This is a genomic window from Streptomyces sp. Qhu_M48 (genome assembly GCF_051305195.1).
GTDB lineage: Bacteria > Actinomycetota > Actinomycetes > Streptomycetales > Streptomycetaceae > Streptomyces.
Genome location: NZ_CP195432.1, coordinates 5,820,314 through 5,838,014 on the forward strand (window position 1 = coordinate 5,820,314; position 17,701 = coordinate 5,838,014).

Genomic DNA, 17,701 nt, shown 5'->3' on the forward strand with positions numbered 1-17,701 from the left:
AGAAGCGACCTGACCTGATGACCTCACTTCCTCGTTTCGACGAAGCCTGGGAAGCCGCGTGCGATCTCGCCCGCCTCGCCGCCCAGGGCGGACGGGACGTAATGCTCGTCCGTGATCTGTCCGGTCAGTCCACTCTCCTGATCGACGACCGCGCCGATGCCGAGCCGCTGGACCCCGAATCCGAAACGGTCGTGTCGCTCCGCGAGGGGTTCGCCCGCAAGGTCCACCCCTTCGCGGCGGACGATCCTGTCCAGACCGCCAGCTCGCTCTTCGTCCCGGAGATGTTCTTCGGCGCGGCCGAGCTCATCGTGCTGGAGGAACGGGAGCAGGACGGCCCCGGCCAGGTCGCCGTACTCGAACGCACCGTCGTCGGCGGGGACTGGGCAGCCGTGGGCGCCGAGGTCGAGCAGCAGCCGGCCCGCCAAACCCGCCGCCTCGCCTTCTACGGATTCAAGGGCGGTGTCGGCCGCTCCACCGCCACCACCGTCCTCGCCCGCAACCTCGCCGAGCGCGGCCACTGCGTACTCGTCGTGGACCTGGACCTGGAATCCCCCGGGGTGTCCAACCTGCTCGCCGAGCCGGGGGCCACTCCCCCGCACGGCATCGTGGACCACCTGGTGGAGTCTGCCGTCGGGAACGCCGATGGTCTTGAGCTGGTCAGCCGCTCCTCCATCCTCCCGCCCGAGCAGGGCAACGGCGAGGTGTGGCTGGCTCCGGCGGCCGGGACCCCGCTCGCCGGACGGCCGTACGACTACCTCGCCAAGCTGAACCGCATCTACAGCGACCTTCCCCCCGACGAGCCGGGAGGCACGCCCCGCTCCTTCGCCCAGCGGCTGGAGGACGCCATCGCCGCATGCGAGGCACAGGTGGAGGAGAAGGGCCGCCGCCCCGACGTGGTGTTGCTCGACAGCCGCGCCGGCATCCACGACATCGCGGCCGTCACCCTGACCAAACTCTGCGACCAGGCGCTGCTCTTCGCGGTGGACAACCCGTCCACCTGGGACGGCTACCGGATGCTCCTGTCCCAGTGGAAGCTGCGGCCCGACCGTGCCCGCGCCCTGCGCGACCGCATCCGGATCGTGGCCGCCATGTTCCACTCCGCAGGAGACATAGACCGTCTCAACACCCTGCGTCGGCATGCCTACGACGTCTTCATGGACACGCTCTACAACCTGCCTGACGACGAGTACGAGGAGCCTTTCCTCCCCGTCAAGGGCGAGGTGGACGACAAGCCCTACGCTCCCATCCCCATCCTCTTCGGCAACGACCTGGTGGGGCTGGACCCGCTGCGCAGCCGCAACTGGCCCGAGCTGCCGTTCGTCAGGGCCGCCTACCGCGAGTTCGTCGACACGGTGGAGAATCTGGTGCTGGACCCGTACGAGGACAAGTCATGAACGACCCCGCCATCCAGGCGACCCGCACCCTGCTGATCGACGCGCTCGGCTCCGCGCCCGACGCGAACACCAGCAACCCCGACCTCCGCACGATGTTCACTCCCTCGTCCCACCGGCTCGCGCTGGACCCCGACGTGACGGTGGTACGCGGAGCCCGCGGCACCGGCAAGACCTACTGGGCCAAGGCCCTGACCGACCCTGAACTGCGTGAGGTCGCCTCCGCCTCCTACATGATGCCGAGGCTGGGCCGTATCGAGGTGATCACCGCCTTCGCGCTCGAAGGCGGAGACGAGCCGGCGTTTCCGGGGAAGCGGACGCTCGCCGACCTGGTTACCCAGGGTGTCGACCCGAGGGACCTGTGGTCCGCAGTCGTCCTCACCGCGCTCAAGGTGCCGGAAGCCCTCGCGATCAAGCCCTGGTCCGAGCGCATCCGCTGGACGCGGGAGAACGGCGAGGCGTACGAGAACGCGCTGCGTCGGGCCGACCGGCGGACTCGGGAGCAGGGCAAGACGCTGGTCCTGCTCTTCGACGCGCTCGACCACCTGCACAACGATCGCGAGCACCTCGACCAACTGCTGTCGGGACTCTTCGAGGTGGCTCTGGAGCTCCGGCTCACCACGGGAACGCTGCGCGCCAAGATCTTCGTACGGCCGGACATGTACGAGAGTGCACCCAAGGCCTTCGCGGACGCTTCAAAGCTCGGCGCGAACGCCACCGACCTCAGCTGGAGCCGGGAGAACCTCTACGGGCTGCTCTTCCATCAGCTGGGCAACCACACCAGCGATCAGGCGAAGGCGTTCCGCAAGGCGACCGGTGAATGGCGGCCGGAGGGCGAGGGCCGCTACATAGCTCCGGTCGACGTGATCGCCGACCAGAGGCGGCAGGAGGAGGTCCTCGTCAGTCTGGCCGGTCCCTTCATGGGCACGGACCGTCGTAAGGGGCACACCTACACCTGGGTGCCGAACCATCTTCAGGACGGTCTCGGCCGGGTCAGCCCCCGGACGTGGCTCCACACGCTCTTCCGGTCGGCACAGCTGACCGCCGAGCGGTACGCCGGCCACACGCTCCCCCTGCACTACGACGCGATCCGCGAGAGTCTGAGCAGCGCGTCCAAGAACCGCGTCGACGAGCTGACGGACGACATCGGTTGGGCGGCACTCGCCGTCAAGCTGCTCGAAGGCAGCCAGGTGCCCATGGAGCCGTCGGCCGTGCGTTTCGCATGGGAGAGCAACCGTCTGTCGGGCAGGATCGTGGAGCTGTTGGAGGACGTGAAGCAGGGCAGCGGCCCTCGCAAGATCGACAACCTGACCGCGATCCTCGAAGAGCTTCTGGAACTGGGCGTCATGACCAGGCGCACCAATGGTGCCATCGACCTGCCGGACGTCTATCGGCTCGCCTTCAACATCGGCCGCAAGGGCGGGGTCGCACGTAAGCCCGTGGCCTGACCGACGGACGGTGCAGCGGGGTGCTGTTCCTGGCCTGAGCCAGCAACAGCACCCCGCCCTCACCCTTTCTCCAGCGTCTCCAGGAACGCCCCGTCCAGGTGCGCCTGCTCCCCGTCCCCGCCGATCACCTCGACGGTCCGGCCGTCCAGGTGCGGCAGCTGCGACCGGGTCTCCACCGGGCACAGGAGCCACAGCCCGTGCGGGTTCTCGACCGGTCGGCGGGCCGCGCCCTGGAGACCGACGAGGAAGGCGTGGCCGCCCTCGCCCCAGTAGCGGGCGATCAGGCCGGCGTCGTGCAGGAACAGCACCGTGCGAGGCAGGGCACAGCGGGTCTGGAGGGCCTCCGCGACGCGCTGCCAGACGGCGCGTACGAAGGTGGCCAGGCCCGGCTTGATCCGGCCGGGTGCGGAGGCGCTGTCCGCGCGCAGCACCGTCTGCCAGTCCTGGCCCTTCTCCTCCACCAGCTTCCGGAACTCCGCCAGGAAGACGGCGCCCAAGTCGACGGGCAGGACCGGGAAGGCTGCCGCCACGGCGTCCGCGACGCCGGGCAGCCGGACGCCCTTCACCGTCAGGGCAAGGAAGCCGCCGCGCCGGGCACTTGCCATGAGGCGTTCACGGACCGCTCCGTGCGGGTCCTCCCGCTCCAGGCGAGTGACACGGCGCGGCGGCAGGAGACTGGTCAGGCCGCCGGAAGCCGTCACGGGGTGGGCCGTCCTGGCGGCGGGCAGCTGGAAGGTGTCGGAGTCGAGGTCATAGCGGAGGTCGAACCGGGCCGCCTGCAGGGCGTCCTCCAGCTCGACGTGGGTGGGCTCACGGCCTCCCGCGAGCACCTGGAGTTCGGGGAAGCGTGCCTTGACCCGTGCCACCAGCTCGGCCGGGTTGATGCCTCGGTCGGCCCGTACGCCCGCGCCTGCCTGGGAGATGCGCAGCGCGCGCTCCAGTCCGAGGTCTCGCGGGTACAGCTCCAGACGCGGCGTGACCTCGACGACCGGGGCGATGGCCGCGGCGAGCGCGACGAGCCGGGTGTCGGCGAGGGGTGCGAACCCCTCCGGCGTCGGTACGGCCCTCAGCTCGCGAACCACCTCCGCTCTGCCCGGGAGCGGCTCCTGCCGGGCCAGCCGTTCGGCGGTGGCGCCGAGCGCCGCCGCGTAGTCGGCCAGTTCCCGTGGGCTGGGGTCGTCGGTGCCCGGCAGGGACTCCGAGGCGAGAAGGACCGTGTCGCCACGCCGGTGGACGGCGAGCCTGGGCTCGTGTCCGTCCGTCTCGTCGCCGGTCTCCGCCTCCGCTGCGGCGCGTACGACGGCCAGCGAGCGCGCCAGCGTCCGCTGGGGGGTGTCGTCGTCGGCCCCGTGGCGGGCACGCAGTTCGACCGCCGCCTCGGGGGCGGTCATCACACGGCCCGAGCTCTCCAGGATGTCCGCGAGCTCGGAGCGGACCGGTGCCAGCCATTCCGCTTCCGCCCACTGCTTGATCTCGATGCGGTGGTGGCGGGAGACCGGCGGCTGCTTGATCTTCAGGTGATCGGCGATGCGGGCCTGCACGGGCCAAGGACCCAGCGGGGAGAGACCACCGTCCTCGGGCGGGAGCCCCAGGGTGAGCCGTACGACCTGTTCCCGGTGGGAACCCTTGCGGCCGGCCGCGGGGGTCAGCAGCGCCGCCATGTCGTCTATCGAGAGGATGCGGGCCAGCTCCGCGCCCGGAGCGTCGGCGTGCCCCTCGGTCTGCCCGGCGGTCCGGGTCGGGGATGGTGCTGCGTTGCCCGGCTTGGCCCGGAGGGCGGCCGTCCACTGCTTGCGGCGCCGGTTGAGTTCCTTGCGGACGAGGGCGCCCGCCCCGCGGGCCTTGGAGATGGCGTACGGCTGGATCTCCAGCAGCTGGCCGACGGTCGTCGCACCGAGGCCGTTGGCGACGGAGACCGCGCGGGGGGACAGGCCCGCGGCCTCCAGCACGGTGGTGGCCTCGGCCGCCGCGGCCGCGCTGTCGCGTGCCTCTTCGGCGTCCTCGGTCACGGTCCCGACGGTGGAGGGAGTAGTGGTGGGACGCGTCGCGTCCGCGGCGCGGAAGACCTCCTGCCAGGCATCTCTCATCTGGCGCAGGGTGTCGAAGCGCTGCTCGATCTCACGGTGCAGCGCCCGTTCGAAGAAGGCCCGGAAGCCTTCCGCCAGTGCGGGTTCGAACAGCTCGCTCGCGATGTGGAGTTCGGCTGATTCGTTGGTGAGCGGATCATAGAGACCGTCGCCCCACAACGGGCGTTCGCCGCTGGCCATCTCGTGCAGGGTGACGGCTGCCGCGTAGTACTCGGCGTGATCGTCGTAGTGGCTGCGGCGCACCGAACCCAGGAAGGGATCGAGGTAGCCGCGGGTGCCCGCCTTCACATCCCGGTCCGACGCGTCGGTCAGGGAGAAGTCGAAGAGCTTCAGCTGCCAGGTACGGTCCTTGCGGCGCTGGATGCCGAAGTTGTCGGGCTTGATGTCGCGGTGGCGCACCCCGTGGCCGGCAAGCTGGTCGAGTGCCTGGAAGAGGTCCTCGCCGAATCGCTCCAGCTCGTGGTAGGTGAGCTGTCCCTTGCCGCGGAGCCGGGCGCCGAGCGACTGTTCGCCGGCGTACTCCAGCTCGAGGATGGTCCGTCCGCCGATCTCGCGCAGCTCCTCGCCGCGCAACTGCACCACGGCTCCGCCGCCGACGAGTTTCAGAGCGCGGGCCTCGGCGCGCAGCCGCTCCGCCTTCTCCTCGTCCAGCGCCACCTTGAAGACGTGCTCGTCGATGCGGACGTTGCCGTCCTCGTCCTCGACCGCCCGCTCCACGAGGAGGGCGCGCGCCGTGGCGCCGGTGCCGAGGACCCGGCGTACCGACCATTCGGCATCGATCGCCTGCCCCGGCATGGCCTCCAGCGGGTCGGCTGCAGCTGCTTCCGGGGAGTCGGGCAGTACACCGGCACGTTCCGCCTCGTCGAGCAGGTCCAGGAATGCTTCGGCTGAGCTCAGCCGGTCGTTCACATCGGAACGGGTCGCCTGGTAGACCAGTGCGTCCAGTGCCTCCGAGACTCCGTCGGCGACGGCGAACAGGTGCAGGCCGGAGTCGGCGCGCAGGCGCTCGGTCAGCACGCTGCGCTGCGGTGCGGGCGGCTGACCGGTCAGGATGAGATGGGCGACCGCGCCCAGACCGAAGATGTCGAGATCCGCCGGATCGGCGTACGGCTGGTCCGTCTCCGGTGCCAGGTAGACACGGGCCTCGTCCTCGATCAGGGCGGCATCGAGCGCCGAACCGCCGATCGAGCGGAAGAAGGTGGCGTTGCTGTCGAAGTCGCGTGCGGCGGTCTGCCAGTCCGTGATCCGGAGCTCGGGGGCGGCGCCTTCGCTGCGGAAGGAGACGTAGACCGACCGCGCGGCCAGCGCTCGGTGGTAGAGGGACCGGTTGTGGGCGTAGCGGACGGCTTCGGCGAGCTGGCGGACCAGGTCGAGACGCATCTCTGGGGTGAGCTTGCCACCGTAGGTGTCCAGGTACTGGTCCAGGCGCAGATCGCCCTGCCGGTGGCGGAAGAGGATGGCCGGGCCGCCCTCGTGCTCCCGGAACTCGACGGCGTCGACGATGCCGCGGTGGTTGATGCCCTGCAGTACCTGGTACTCGCGGCGGGCGGCACGCTCCGTGGACTTGCGGGCCGCTTCGGTCGCCCCCTGACTGACCAGATAGATCCGGACCCGGCCCTCTTCCTGTACGAGGCCGTCGTCGCGAACGGCGAGACGGTCCTCCCAGGTGGCGCCGGCATCGAGCGGATGCGGGCGGAGCTTCCAGGCATCACCGAACCGCAGGTGCCCGGTGGAGTGCCGGATCCCGATGGTCCGCAGCAGCTGCGGCAGGGTCTGCCGGGCGAACTCCGGCGTGATCCGCCGCTCCGGCCGGTCGGGGGGCAGACCCAGGAAGTCCTGCCAGATGCGGTCCAGGCCGCTGCCGCCGTCATCCCGCCCGTACACGCGGATGCGCTGGACCTCGTCCAGGTGGCTGACGAGGTCGGGCGCCGACAGGAACACGGCAGGCTCGATCCGCGGAACGATCCGCTCATCCATCCCGAGCTTGCGGGCGGCCCAACGCAGTTGGCTCCGGAGTTCCTTCGACTTGAGGTCGTTGAAGTGCAGCGGGTTGTTGATGGTCCGCGTGCGGTCGGTGCCGCGGAAGTTCCAGGTGGAGCCGGTGTTGTGCAGCTCTCCGGGGTGGCTCTTGATCTCGATCAGGAACAGGCCCGCGGGGACCGCGACGAGAAGATCGCACTCATTGATCCGCCCCGAGTGCGCGGTGAAGGAGAAGGTGGCCCAGGCCCGGTAGGGCTCGGCAGCGGGCAGCAGTCTCCGTACGTGGTCCAGCGCCTCCTGCTCCCAGGCATAGGGGGAGGGACGATCCTGGAACCACTGCTGGACGGGCTTCGGCGGGCCGGGCTTGGGTACCGGCTTTCCTCCCGCTGCTGTCACTTTCCGGCCTCCATAGCACCCCGCGCCCAACCAGACGGGCAAACCACCTGGTAGAGCCTATCGCGCGCCTTCTCAGAACCATGCGGTGTGCATGGTCATGCACCGATCCCTGCGATCAGGTGCTGTCATCGCTCATCAGCTGCTCGATGGCCGCCAGCACCTGGCCCAGCGCCTCCGGCCGGCTGGACAGTGCCGCAAGCGAAACCGACGGCCAGCCCTTGAAACCCTTCGCCCGTTGCGCCGCGAGCCTCTGCTCAAGTCCGTCCACGGCCGGCAGGGCGTCCGCGAAGGCCGAAGTCACGTCGCTTCCCAAGTGGTGGGTGATGGACCCGAAGCTGAAGGCGAGATCGTCCTTGTCCGGATCCTCGCGCAGTGACAGCGTCCAGACGGGGACCTCCCTGCCCGAGGCCGGAAAGTAGACGGAGAAACTGGGGTACCCCGCTCTATTACCGACGAGGCGCCCTGCCGACTCCGCGTGCTCAAGTAGCGCGAGGGCGACCTGCCGTTTCTCCGGGCTACGACTCTCCAGTGCCACGTCCATGTCGGCCCGCGTCCACTTCCGGCCCGCCTGGCCTGACCTCGACTGTGTCTTGTTGGCTGTGGCCACCTCGCCGTGGACCCTCGGGACGAGCACACGGTGATCACCGCTGCCCCGGTACTGGGTCAGCTCGACGGCATAGACATCCGTCTGCCGCATCTGCCGGTTCAGGAACTCGACGATGGCCCTCAGTTCCAGAGGTACCCGGTCAGCTACGAAGAGCAGCCGCATCCGCCCGGCGGCAAGCCGCTCCTCGACCGTCGCCCAGAACTCCTCGGTCGACTGGCCGCCCAGCAGCTCCTGGTACGCGTCCTCGAGAGGCCGCCCGTCCACCACACAGGTTTCCTCGAAGGTCCGCTGGAGCAGCGGGGCAGGCCAGTAACGCGCCCCGTTGGCGGCGTAGTCGAGCATCTGGCCCACGACTTCCCGTCGTATGCGGGTGTCGGCCGCCCGCTTGACCTCCACCAGGGTCGGCACACCGTCCGCGTCCACGAACAGGTGGTCCAGCCAGTACGCGGAGCCGCTCTCGTCACTGGTGGGGACTCTCATCTCGCGCGCCACGAGAACGAGTCGAAGGGGTCGGCCGTCGGCGAGCGAACCGAAGTCCAGGATCCGGGGATGGCGTGCGAGCAGCGCCTGGAACTCGGCCTCGGTGTCGAATGGGGCAGGCACCAAAGCGTTCAGTCCCTCGCCCAGCAGAAACACTGGTTGTTCGGCCACTTCCATCCCCATCCCCACGAACGTCTATCACCGCTGCCCACAGGCTTATCAAACTGCACTGACAACCGAGCAGGGATCGGTCGTGGCCCCAGGTCGGTACCGTCGTCACGCAAGGTCGGACAGCAGTACATCGAGGACCGTCTCTTCCTCGATACGGACAGCGAGTTCCAAGAGAGCCTGCTGCAGATCCGGGTCCCAGAGAGCCTCGGCCGGCTGCCCTGCGAGTGGCGGGCCGTCAGGCCTTGCGAGCGCCGCGGCGCGGTAGTGGGCGGCCGTGTAGCGCCAGGGCCGCCAGGGGACGCGACGCAGCAGTGCGGATGCGATGCGGAGCCCGCCCCAGTCGAAGTCTCCGTGATAGAGCAGTGCTGCCCCACGCTCGTGCAAGTGGCGCAGGAGAGTCATCGCTGCCGCGGACGGCTGGCCCTGGAGGCACACCAGCGGGGCGGAATCAGCCCCGTGGACGTCGGCTGCCGCCGCGAGCACCGCCGGGTTCTCGCAGATCCGGACTACCGGGGCAGAAGCCGCAACGGGGTGGCGGACGAGCTGGCGAAGGGTGAGGACGGACGGCTCGCCCGCATCTGCCATGAAGTCGAGGGCGGGCGTGCCCCTCAGGTTCAGGGTGAGGACCGTCGAGGACAGCTCGTCGCGGAGCAGGCCCACCGATGCCCATGCATCCCGGCGCCATTCCGCGCCCGACCCGTCGGGGTAGCCCGTCAGTGCTCGGATTCCCGAGAGGGTGAGGGTGGCCAAGGGGGTGCCGTCGTCCAGGGCGTGGGCACCGCCGAACAGCCGGGCCGCGAAGGTGGGAAGCGAGACGGGCGGGTCTGCGGGGAGGGCGCTCAGGGCAGTGGCGACTTGGCCGAGGAGGTCTTGGGCTGCGGCGGGTGTTCCGGCGAGGCGGCGTACCAGGCCGTCGCCGCGGAGCCGGTCGGCCCATGCGGCAAGGTCCGGGATCTGGTCCGCTAGGGCGTCGATCACGGCGTACGCCTCCTGCCAGGCCCGTTCCTCGGCCTGCCGGGCCGGGCCAAGCAGGACGACCGGCCCGGTGAGCGCGACCACGGCGGCCGCCAGACCGTCCGGGCTGATCCCGGAACGGCGCAGGACGGTGTCCACCTCGTCGAGCCGGACGGTCAGGGAGCGCCCGCTCCCAGGCGAGCGACCCAGCAGCCGCTCGGCCGACGCCCGCTGCGCCGGCATGGGCGCGCTGAGAGAAACCGGACCGGTGAGAGGCTGTTCACGCTCCAGGCGCCGGCGCGCCCGGTCGACCAGCCAGTCGAGGGCGGGGTCGCCCAGCAGACGGCGCAGCCGGGCCTCGTCGACCGGGGCGTTGGCGGATGTCAGGTCCACAGGTGCTCCGATCCGGCCGTCGCCTCCGCGAGCGGGTCCGGGTTCGGACTCTCCGACCGCACCGGGTCCTCTCGGCGGTGCCGCCGGTTGCCGTCCCATTCCCAGCGGGTGACGAGTACCGCCGCCACCTCGTCGATCCGCGAAAGCTGGGCGATGGCGACGCCGGGGACCTGCGGATAGCAGGCCCATTCCCGTTCGCTCGTCATCACCACGTCCAGGTCGAACGCGTGCAGCAGGCCCAGGCACTTGGCGCGGGAGTCGTCGTCCACGCCGGCGAACGCCTCGTCGAGGGTGACCAGGCGGGGCGCGTACGGGCTGCCCGCGCTCGCGTAGTGCGACGAGGCCGCGGCGAACAGCGGTACGGATACGGCGAGGACCCGCTCGCCACCCGAGGCCGGGCCCGTGGCCGGGATCCAGCGGCCGTGTTGGTGCCGCTCGACCCCGAACTCGTGCCAGGCGCGGTAGTCGAGCGCGGCGGTGAGGTGTTCGAGCCAGCTGCCGGACGTGTCGTCCGTCTGCTGCCGGGCGATCTGCGTCTGGAGGAACTCACCCACCGCCGTCCGGTCCTCCGGGGTCCAGGCGTCGGCGGACTGGCCCAGCCGTTCGCGGGCCGGGGCGAGGCCGGAGGGCGCCTTGCGGGAGGCCCGCCAGACCAGTCGCAGCTTCATTCCGGTGGAGGTGGGGCGGTCCTCCAGTTCGGTGTTCATGTCGCGCACCTGCCGTTCGGCGGCCCCGATGAGTTCCTGGAGGGTGCCCGCGACCTCGGTGATCAGGTGGGTTTCGAGGATCTCCCGTTCACGGGCCGACAGGATGCGGGTGAGTTCGCCGACCTCGGCGGTGAGTGCCTCGGCGAGGTCGGGTACGGCCCGTTCACGGCCCTGATAGACGATGTCGACGACCGTCGTCGGGGGCCTCGGCAAACCAGCGGGCGAGGGTGCGGAAGTCGGCGGACCGGTCGGAGCGCCCGGCCCTGCGCTCGTTCAGCGACCGTACGACGGCCAGGAGCTGGGGGATCGCGCCGAGGGCCCGGCCGCGCAGCAGCCTGGCCTGCGACTCGCGCCCCTCTCGGCTGATGAACCACGCGGCGAGCCCGGTCCAGCGCCTTGACCAGCGCTGGTACGCCTCCCGCTCGGCGTGCTCGGTCTCCTCCGGCGAGGCGTCGGCCGCCTCACGGGCCGCGGCAGCCCGCAGTAGAGGTTCGATGCTCCCTGCGTCTTCCAGCTCCAGGATCAAGCGGGCGATGCGCCCGCCAAGGGTGATCAGGTCCTGGATGAACCGCTCCAGGTACTGGATGAGCCGGTCCTTGTAGGCGAGGAAGACTTCCTCTTCGACGTCATGGAGGTCAATGGTCCGCTGCAAGGACCCCATGAAGGCGCGTGCGTTGTCGGCAAGAGCGGCGAACCGACTCGCCAGCGCGTCAAGTGCCAGGTGAGTTTTGGCCTGATCCGGCTGTTCCTCGGCTGCCAGCACGAGGAGGGCCCGCAACTGGGTGACGATGTCGTGCAGGGCGACGGCCTGCAGCGAGCCGCGCCGCCCGAGCGCCTCGTCATAGACGCCCAGCGCCTCCTCGGCAGCTTCTCCGGCTTGGGTGAGCTGGTAGACGAACCTCTTCCGGTAGAAGTCCTCGACGGCGGTGACGCGGGTTGTGTCGGGGTCAGCGCGGAGATTGCCCCAACCGACGAGGCTGTCCAGCGCCTTGACCACGACGTCCAGCTCAGCGGGTCGCGCCTCCGCCGGCAGGGCGGCATGCACGTCCTCGGGACGCAGATGCACCGCGAACCGCTCTTTGGCGATGACGAATCCCCGCATCACCTGACGGTAGAGAGCCGTGTTCTGGACGGTGAGGTGGGCGAAGGGGCTGTAGCCGTCCGGTCGTGGTTCCGGGGCAGTGGTGGTGACGGTCATCGCCGACCATTGTCCCGCAGCGGACAGAGTCGCAGACAGGGACGAAAGCACTTGGCTGATTTACACCTCAATGCGATCTTGCATGCCTCTGTTTCACCGAACTCCGGGAGATCGCGGGTCATGGCCTTACTGATCGTTTCAGAATGGAACCCTCGGCCAGAGAGTTGCGCGCTGCGATGATGCGGACTCGACTGGGGGGTGGGGGATGGGGACACCAGATGACGCGATGGCAGCTCTTGCATGAAGACGTCTTGGTCGGTGAACTCAGTGAGTACGGCTGTGATCAGCCATTCTTCCTGGCGCGCTTCGCTCCGGGGCCGGGCTGGGAAAGCGTGAGGTCGTTGTTCGAGGCATGGGCGGCGTACAGGCGCCGGGGCTTGCGGCGGGAACGTCCGCGCAGTCCCCGGATCGAGGGAATGGCGTCGAGTAACGGCAGGAGCTGGGTGACGTCGTGCCGGTTGCCGCCGGTGAGCGTGACGGCGAGCGGGGTTCCGTGGCGGTCGACGATCAGGTGGTGCTTGGAGCCCGGGCGGGCGCGGTCGGCAGGCGAGGGGCCGACATGATCCCCCCTTTGAGGGCCCGAACATGAGAGCCGTCCACGGAGCAGTCGTCCAGGTTCAACGCGTCCGCGCGGCGGAGTTCGGCCAGCAGGGCGGCGTGCAGGCGTGGCCAGACGCCGGCCTCGGTCCAGTCCCGCAGTCGGCGCCAGGCCGTCACTCCGGAGCAGCCCACGGTCTGCGCAGGGACATCGCGCCACGCGACACCAGTGCGCAGCACCTAGAGGATGCCCGCGAGCGCCACTCGGTCGGGAACACGCAACCGCCCGGGGTGGCGACGGCGCCGGTCGGGAGGCGGTGGCAGCAGCGGGGCCACCCGCTCCCACCAGTCGTCAGGAACAAGATCAGCACGCACCCGGACACCCTGTCGACCAAGATCGTCGAGTGCAGGATCCGCGGCCGAACTCATTCTGAAACGATCAGTCAAACATGCGACATTGCCCGATCACCCCAGGTGGAGGCCCATGTGAAGCAGCAGCTCAACAGCGTCAGCTGGCGGTGCTGCAGTGGGTCGGGTAGGGGTGCCCTGATGGCGTGTGGGAAGACAGCACATACAAGACCAGCTGTCAGGCCCTGCAGAATCGCGGGCTGCTAAAGGCGGTCAGGCAGCGGGGGCAGTGGAGCGCCGCGATTACCGACGTGGGCTGGCATCATCTGATGCACGGGACGTACCCGCCCGCTCAGCCGCAGCGCAGATCCACGACGCAAGCGCAGAAGTCGACTCCTTCCGTCCCTGCCGCATTTCTCGAGAGTGAGCCGACTGCAACGCTAGTTGCGCTGACGCCGAGGTTGAAGGGGTGGGGTGACAGGCTACGGGGGCTCCAGTGCCAGCCCGGTCTCGGCTATGAAGCCGTCGAGGATCTCGGGTCGGCGTTGGATGCCGTGTAGGCGGTTCATCACGAGCGGGGTGAGGTCGTTGAACGCACGGAGTGCGAGGTTGGCCAGGAACTTCTTCTGGTGGGCCATACACCCTCGACGGGGTTGGGGTCAGGTGCGTAGGGCGGGAGTTTGACGATGGTCAGTCACTGTTGCGGTCGCAGAACTCCCGCTGGTCCTTCTCGTGGTGGGTGCTGGCGTTGTCCCACACCACGATCGACGGGGCACCGCCGAGCTGCTGGTGGGCAGAGGTCAGCAGGTCTGCGAACTCTCAGGCGCGGAAGCCCTTCTCCCGGTACGGCACTTGCATGGGTACCGGCCCGGGGATGAGGGGCAGCAGGAACGGGAATCCCGGTATGGCAGGTGCCGCCGGCGGATCGGCGGCTGGAAGCTTGATGCGTGCGGCGGACGAGTCCAGCGCATGGCCCACACAGCCGAGGTCCCGGATCCGGGAGTCCCCGAATACGGCGCCGAGCAGTCCGCCGTCGGATCCGTTGCCCCCGAACATCGGCTGGTCCCACGGCATGTCGACCGCGAAGAAGTCCAGCTTGCGCTGAGCGATCTTCTCCTTGGTGGCCTCCACGTGCTTGGCGTACCGGTCACATGCCTTGGCTATCTGCGTACAGGCGGCGACGAGGTTCGTCACGAGCGGCTCGCCTTCCTCCGCCTTCGCCGGTGGGCAGGTGAGGCCGACGTTGTGCTTGACGTACTTCTGAAAGGCGTCGGAGGCCTCGCCGGAGTGTGCCTTGCTCGCGGTGAGGGCATATGTCTGCCCGTCCTCGAGGAAACGCTGCATGAGCACCTCCGCCGTGACGCCAGGAGCTGGCGACGTCCCGGGTCTTCTCCGGCGAGCCGCGGAAGCGGTCGCTGCCGCCGCTGGGGGCGTACTGCTCATACCAGACGGTCTCCCCCACCGTCTCGGGGAGTTCCTGGCCCAGCCCGAGGTAGTTCTCGGTACAGAACTCGCGGGCGTTACGCATCAGCCCCTTGCTCGTCTCGCCCAGGACGTAGAGGCTGAAGCCCATCTTGTCGAGCGTTGCGGAGGCTGCCGAGACGTACACCTTGGCGAAGGCTCGCCCGGTTTCGTCGTCCCCTGCCATCCCATGTTGCCGCGTCAGTTCGTGGCCGACGGCAATGGCCGTGTCACGCGCTCCCCGCATCGTGTCGAGAAGCCCCATGGAGCCGCGGATCATTCCCTCCGCGATGAACGTGACGCCCAGAACAAGACCGGTCACCGCCGCTCCCCCTTGCAGACGTGAATCGTCAACCTATCTCGGGCGGATGCCATCGACTGGGCGGTGCCGGCTGCTCGGCTCATTGCTGTCGGCAAACAGGCGGAAACCGAGCATTGGGACCTCGTCCGGGTCGACGTCCTCGGGCAAGGGCCGGCCTTCCAGGAGGAAGCCGAAGAAGGCGCGCAGGGCTTCGTCGCCCAGTTCCAGAGGGTGGAAGGGCAGCGCGTACGGCTCCTCGTCCCACTCCGGGTCGAACTCCACGGGACGGTCACCCGCCCAGTACGGCGTCTCGAAGGGGAACGGGTCGCCGATGTTCTCCGCGATGCCGCCGTCCGGGGTGAGGCTCAGCGAGCGGACCAGACGGCCGGATTCCCAGACCGCGAAGGCGAGCCAGTCCGAGACGCTGTGCATCGCGTGCAGGATCACGCGGCGTCCCGCTGCCGCTTCCAGGAGGTGCGTCGGCAGCTCCGATGGACGGTCGAACATCAAGTGCCGGTCGCAGACCAGGTCCACGCCGGGGAAGCTCGCCGCGTACGTGAGGCCGTCCGGCGGGTACGTCGCCTCTCCCAGCACCTCACCCTCCGTCGGCTCCGCACGACAGCCCGGGAAGACCCGGGCGATCAGCGCCGCCGTGTCCTCGGCTGTCGGCTCACTGGCCGCCTGCAGCACCGAGGCCACATCTCCGTCCGCGTACGCCAGTAGCGCCGTCTTCGCTCCCATGTGACGCACGCTATCCGGAGCCACCGACAGTCCAGCCGTCCCGAAAACGCCCGAAGTTTTCGGCGGCGCCCGGCTACCGGCCGCATCCGCTCAGGTCAGAGCCGCCCCACGCCCCCACCCACCAAGTGCCTTCTAAGCACTTGGCGGCGGAGCGCGCCGCACTCCAATCAGCATGAGGTCCACAGTTGGAACCGCGCCGAACTCCGACGCGAGCCTGGAGGGAACTGGCAGGTCCGGGCAGGCCCAAGGCCCGTGCTCAGCATCTGACAGCAGTGCCGCAGGCGTCTCACGCTCGGCTGACCACCACCCAGCGCAACGATGCTGGCCTGAGACGAGGTCAGCTCGTGCAGCTGCCGGCCGTGCCCCAGCGAAGGAACTCCGTGCCTCCAGCGCCGTCAAGTACCGCCACCACGTGCTGGGCGTAGCCCCATCCCTGCCCCGCGCGAGATTCCGCGAGAACTGTCCGGCAGGCAACGCTGGCGGCGGCCTCTGCCCACTCCTCTCGCGTGCTCTGGTCCCACTCGGGCTTGGTGGCCCACACGTACATCACGCCTTCGTGCGGAGCGAAGCCGATGCTGGTGTTCTCGTCGCTGATGTAGCGGGGGTCTTCGAACAGCCGGGAGTTGGCGTTCCAGTCGACAAAGAGCTGGTCGACCGCCGCGGTTGCCACTCCTATTTCGCGCTGGTCGACGCTGGGGATCTGGGCCGCGGCCAGTCCTTCTTCAGTAGGGTGCCAGGTCGGGGCCTGCCCGGGGTCGGTCGCAGTGCGGTCGATGGTCCGTGTGATGCAGCCGGTGTTGGCGCGGAAGTCGTCTTCCCACACGATCGTCGGCGCAGTGGACGTGGTGTTGTCGACCAGGACGTACTCGTCGTACGGAAGGGCCTTGTAGATATCCGCCATCATGCGCAAGGTGAGGCAGGCATTCTTGGCCACTCCTTGCACGACTCGTGGCTCCACGGTCGGGCCGCTGATGGCTATGTAGAGCTGCCTCCGGGACGGGGCGTAGCCCACGTCGTACTGACCGCTGTAGTTGTACTCCTCGCCCATGCCGTAGCTGAGGTCGTGCCCGAGCGCGGCCTCGGTCTCGATCTCCGCCTCTCCCTTGGCGCGACGAGCCGCACGCCACGTGGCGATCGTCGCCTCGTCCGCGTCCGCAGAAGAAGGGGATGATGCGGCGCCCACTGCAGCCTGGGAGCTTGCTGGGGGTGAAGCGGAAGCCGACATGGCAGCGGTCTTGGTGGGGGATGCGCTGACGTGAGGACGAGAACTCGTCGAAGTTGTCTCCACCTTGCCGGGCTGCAGGGCCAGCGCTCCACCCGCCAGGCCACCGATGACAGTACCCACCACCGCGGCAATGCCGATAAGTCGTCTGCTGGAACGGGCAGGACGTCTCCAGTTCGGGTCGTCCAGAGTGGGGACGGCCCACTGGGCAGCGACGAGATCGCCCGCCAGTGTCGGTTCCGCACCCGTCGGCGCGACCTGTGTGGCCTGTGCTGCGAGGAGGACGGCACATGTCTCGGCAGCGTCCCACGCGGTGGCTCGGTCCCGCGGCTCCTTGGCGAGAGCCCTGCTCACGATGGCGTGGAGTTCGCCAGGAAGGCCACGCAGATCAGGATCCTCGGACATGACCCGGTAGGCGACCGCGTCGGGGGCTCCCCCGCCGAAGGGCGCGCGACCGGTGGCCGCGAAGGCTATGAGGGCGCCCCAGACGAACATGTCACCCTCGGGACCCGTCGTACCGGTGCGGTAGTGCTCAGGGCTGATCCAACCTGGAGTGCCGGTCAGAATGCCGGTACGCGTCACGGATGTGCCGTCGGCGGCATGCGCGATGCCGAAGTCCAGGACGCGGGGACCGACCGGGGTCAGGATGACGTTCTGCGGCTTGACGTCCCTGTGGACGACACCCGCGGCATGATATAGCCGCGAGAGCCTGGGCTGTGCCCGCAGCAAAGGCGTAGAGGGTTCCACCGGCCAGCGGCCCGTGCGCGGCGATGTACCGATCGAGGGTGAGCCCTGGGGCATAGGCAGTGGCCAGCCACGGTGACGGTGCTTCGACGTCAGCCGCGATCAGGGGTATGAGGCAGGGGCCCTGGACACGGGCGGAGAGCTGGACTTCTCGGCGGAAGCGCGCCTGGAACTCCGCGTCGTCCGCCTGGGCAGGGTGGACGACCTTGACCGCGACCCGTAGACCGGCGGCGTCGAGGCCGGCGAACACCGTGCCCGTGCCCCCTGAGCCGAGGCGTCCGATGATCCGGTAGGGGCCGACGCGCTTGGGGTCACCGGGGTGGGCAGCCAGCACCCGCCCACCAGAACGAGCACTGCTCACCGGGCTTCCGATCTCCTTCAGACGTGCAGCAGGCCAAAGGCCGGACGCATGCCGGTACCTGAGAGCTGGATATTAGCCGCGCGTCGAGACGATAGGCACTGCCTTCTCAGGCAATGGTCGGCAACGCTTCCTCATCGAGCGCACAGGAGCGAAACGGAGCCGACGAGCTCCGCT

General features: G+C 69.2%; 11 protein-coding genes and 2 pseudogenes. 2 read left to right on the forward strand and 11 right to left on the reverse strand.

Annotation, left to right across the window (positions count from 1 at the left end):
* Positions 1–17: 17 nt before the first annotated feature.
* Both ACRRSS_RS26220 and ACRRSS_RS26225 read left to right on the forward strand, forming a co-directional pair.
* Positions 18–1,394 (forward strand): KGGVGR-motif variant AAA ATPase, encoded by a 1,377-nt coding sequence (locus ACRRSS_RS26220; RefSeq protein ID WP_435973566.1) that lies wholly within the window; start codon positions 18–20, stop codon positions 1,392–1,394.
* Positions 1,391–2,839, forward strand: coding sequence for a hypothetical protein (locus ACRRSS_RS26225; RefSeq protein ID WP_435973567.1), 1,449 nt, complete (start codon positions 1,391–1,393; stop codon positions 2,837–2,839). Before ACRRSS_RS26220 ends, ACRRSS_RS26225 begins: the two co-directional genes overlap by 4 nt.
* A gap of 59 nt (positions 2,840–2,898) precedes the next feature.
* On the opposite strand, the gene pglW is transcribed toward ACRRSS_RS26225, so the two are convergent.
* From pglW to ACRRSS_RS26280, 11 genes and pseudogenes are all read right to left on the reverse strand, one after another.
* Complete coding sequence (gene pglW / locus ACRRSS_RS26230; RefSeq protein ID WP_435973568.1) at positions 2,899–7,302, reverse strand: BREX system serine/threonine kinase PglW; 4,404 nt, start codon at positions 7,300–7,302, stop codon at positions 2,899–2,901.
* A 115-nt stretch (positions 7,303–7,417) separates the two neighbouring features.
* Positions 7,418–8,572, reverse strand: a complete 1,155-nt coding sequence (locus ACRRSS_RS26235) for a hypothetical protein (RefSeq protein ID WP_435973569.1) — start codon at positions 8,570–8,572, stop codon at positions 7,418–7,420.
* A 93-nt stretch (positions 8,573–8,665) separates the two neighbouring features.
* On the reverse strand, positions 8,666–9,907 hold the full coding sequence (locus ACRRSS_RS26240) for a TIGR02679 family protein (RefSeq protein ID WP_435973570.1): 1,242 nt from the start codon (positions 9,905–9,907) through the stop codon (positions 8,666–8,668).
* On the reverse strand, positions 9,898–10,827 hold the full coding sequence (locus ACRRSS_RS26245; protein WP_435973571.1) for an SbcC/MukB-like Walker B domain-containing protein: 930 nt from the start codon (positions 10,825–10,827) through the stop codon (positions 9,898–9,900). The genes ACRRSS_RS26240 and ACRRSS_RS26245 overlap by 10 nt, the downstream gene beginning before the upstream one ends.
* Positions 10,778–11,812: a TIGR02677 family protein gene (locus ACRRSS_RS26250; protein ID WP_435973572.1), complete on the reverse strand. Its 1,035-nt coding sequence runs from the start codon at positions 11,810–11,812 to the stop codon at positions 10,778–10,780. The genes ACRRSS_RS26245 and ACRRSS_RS26250 overlap by 50 nt, the downstream gene beginning before the upstream one ends.
* A 334-nt stretch (positions 11,813–12,146) precedes the next feature.
* Positions 12,147–12,724 (reverse strand): annotated as a pseudogene (locus ACRRSS_RS26255) (IS5 family transposase); the annotation flags it as partial.
* 455 nt (positions 12,725–13,179) lie between these two features.
* Positions 13,180–13,335 carry a hypothetical protein gene (locus ACRRSS_RS26260; RefSeq protein WP_435973573.1) on the reverse strand — a complete coding sequence of 52 codons (156 nt, stop codon included), beginning with the start codon at positions 13,333–13,335 and terminating at the stop codon, positions 13,180–13,182.
* A gap of 181 nt (positions 13,336–13,516) precedes the next feature.
* Positions 13,517–14,041, reverse strand: a complete 525-nt coding sequence (locus ACRRSS_RS26265) for a hypothetical protein (RefSeq protein ID WP_435973574.1) — start codon at positions 14,039–14,041, stop codon at positions 13,517–13,519.
* 472 nt (positions 14,042–14,513) lie between these two features.
* Entirely contained in the window at positions 14,514–15,200 is a 687-nt protein-coding gene (locus ACRRSS_RS26270; protein ID WP_435973575.1) for a DUF6928 family protein, read from the reverse strand.
* A gap of 337 nt (positions 15,201–15,537) precedes the next feature.
* Complete coding sequence (locus ACRRSS_RS26275) at positions 15,538–17,151, reverse strand: serine/threonine-protein kinase (protein ID WP_435973576.1); 1,614 nt, start codon at positions 17,149–17,151, stop codon at positions 15,538–15,540.
* A gap of 22 nt (positions 17,152–17,173) precedes the next feature.
* A pseudogene (locus ACRRSS_RS26280) lies at positions 17,174–17,527 on the reverse strand (protein kinase domain-containing protein); the annotation flags it as partial.
* Positions 17,528–17,701 lie beyond the last annotated feature (174 nt).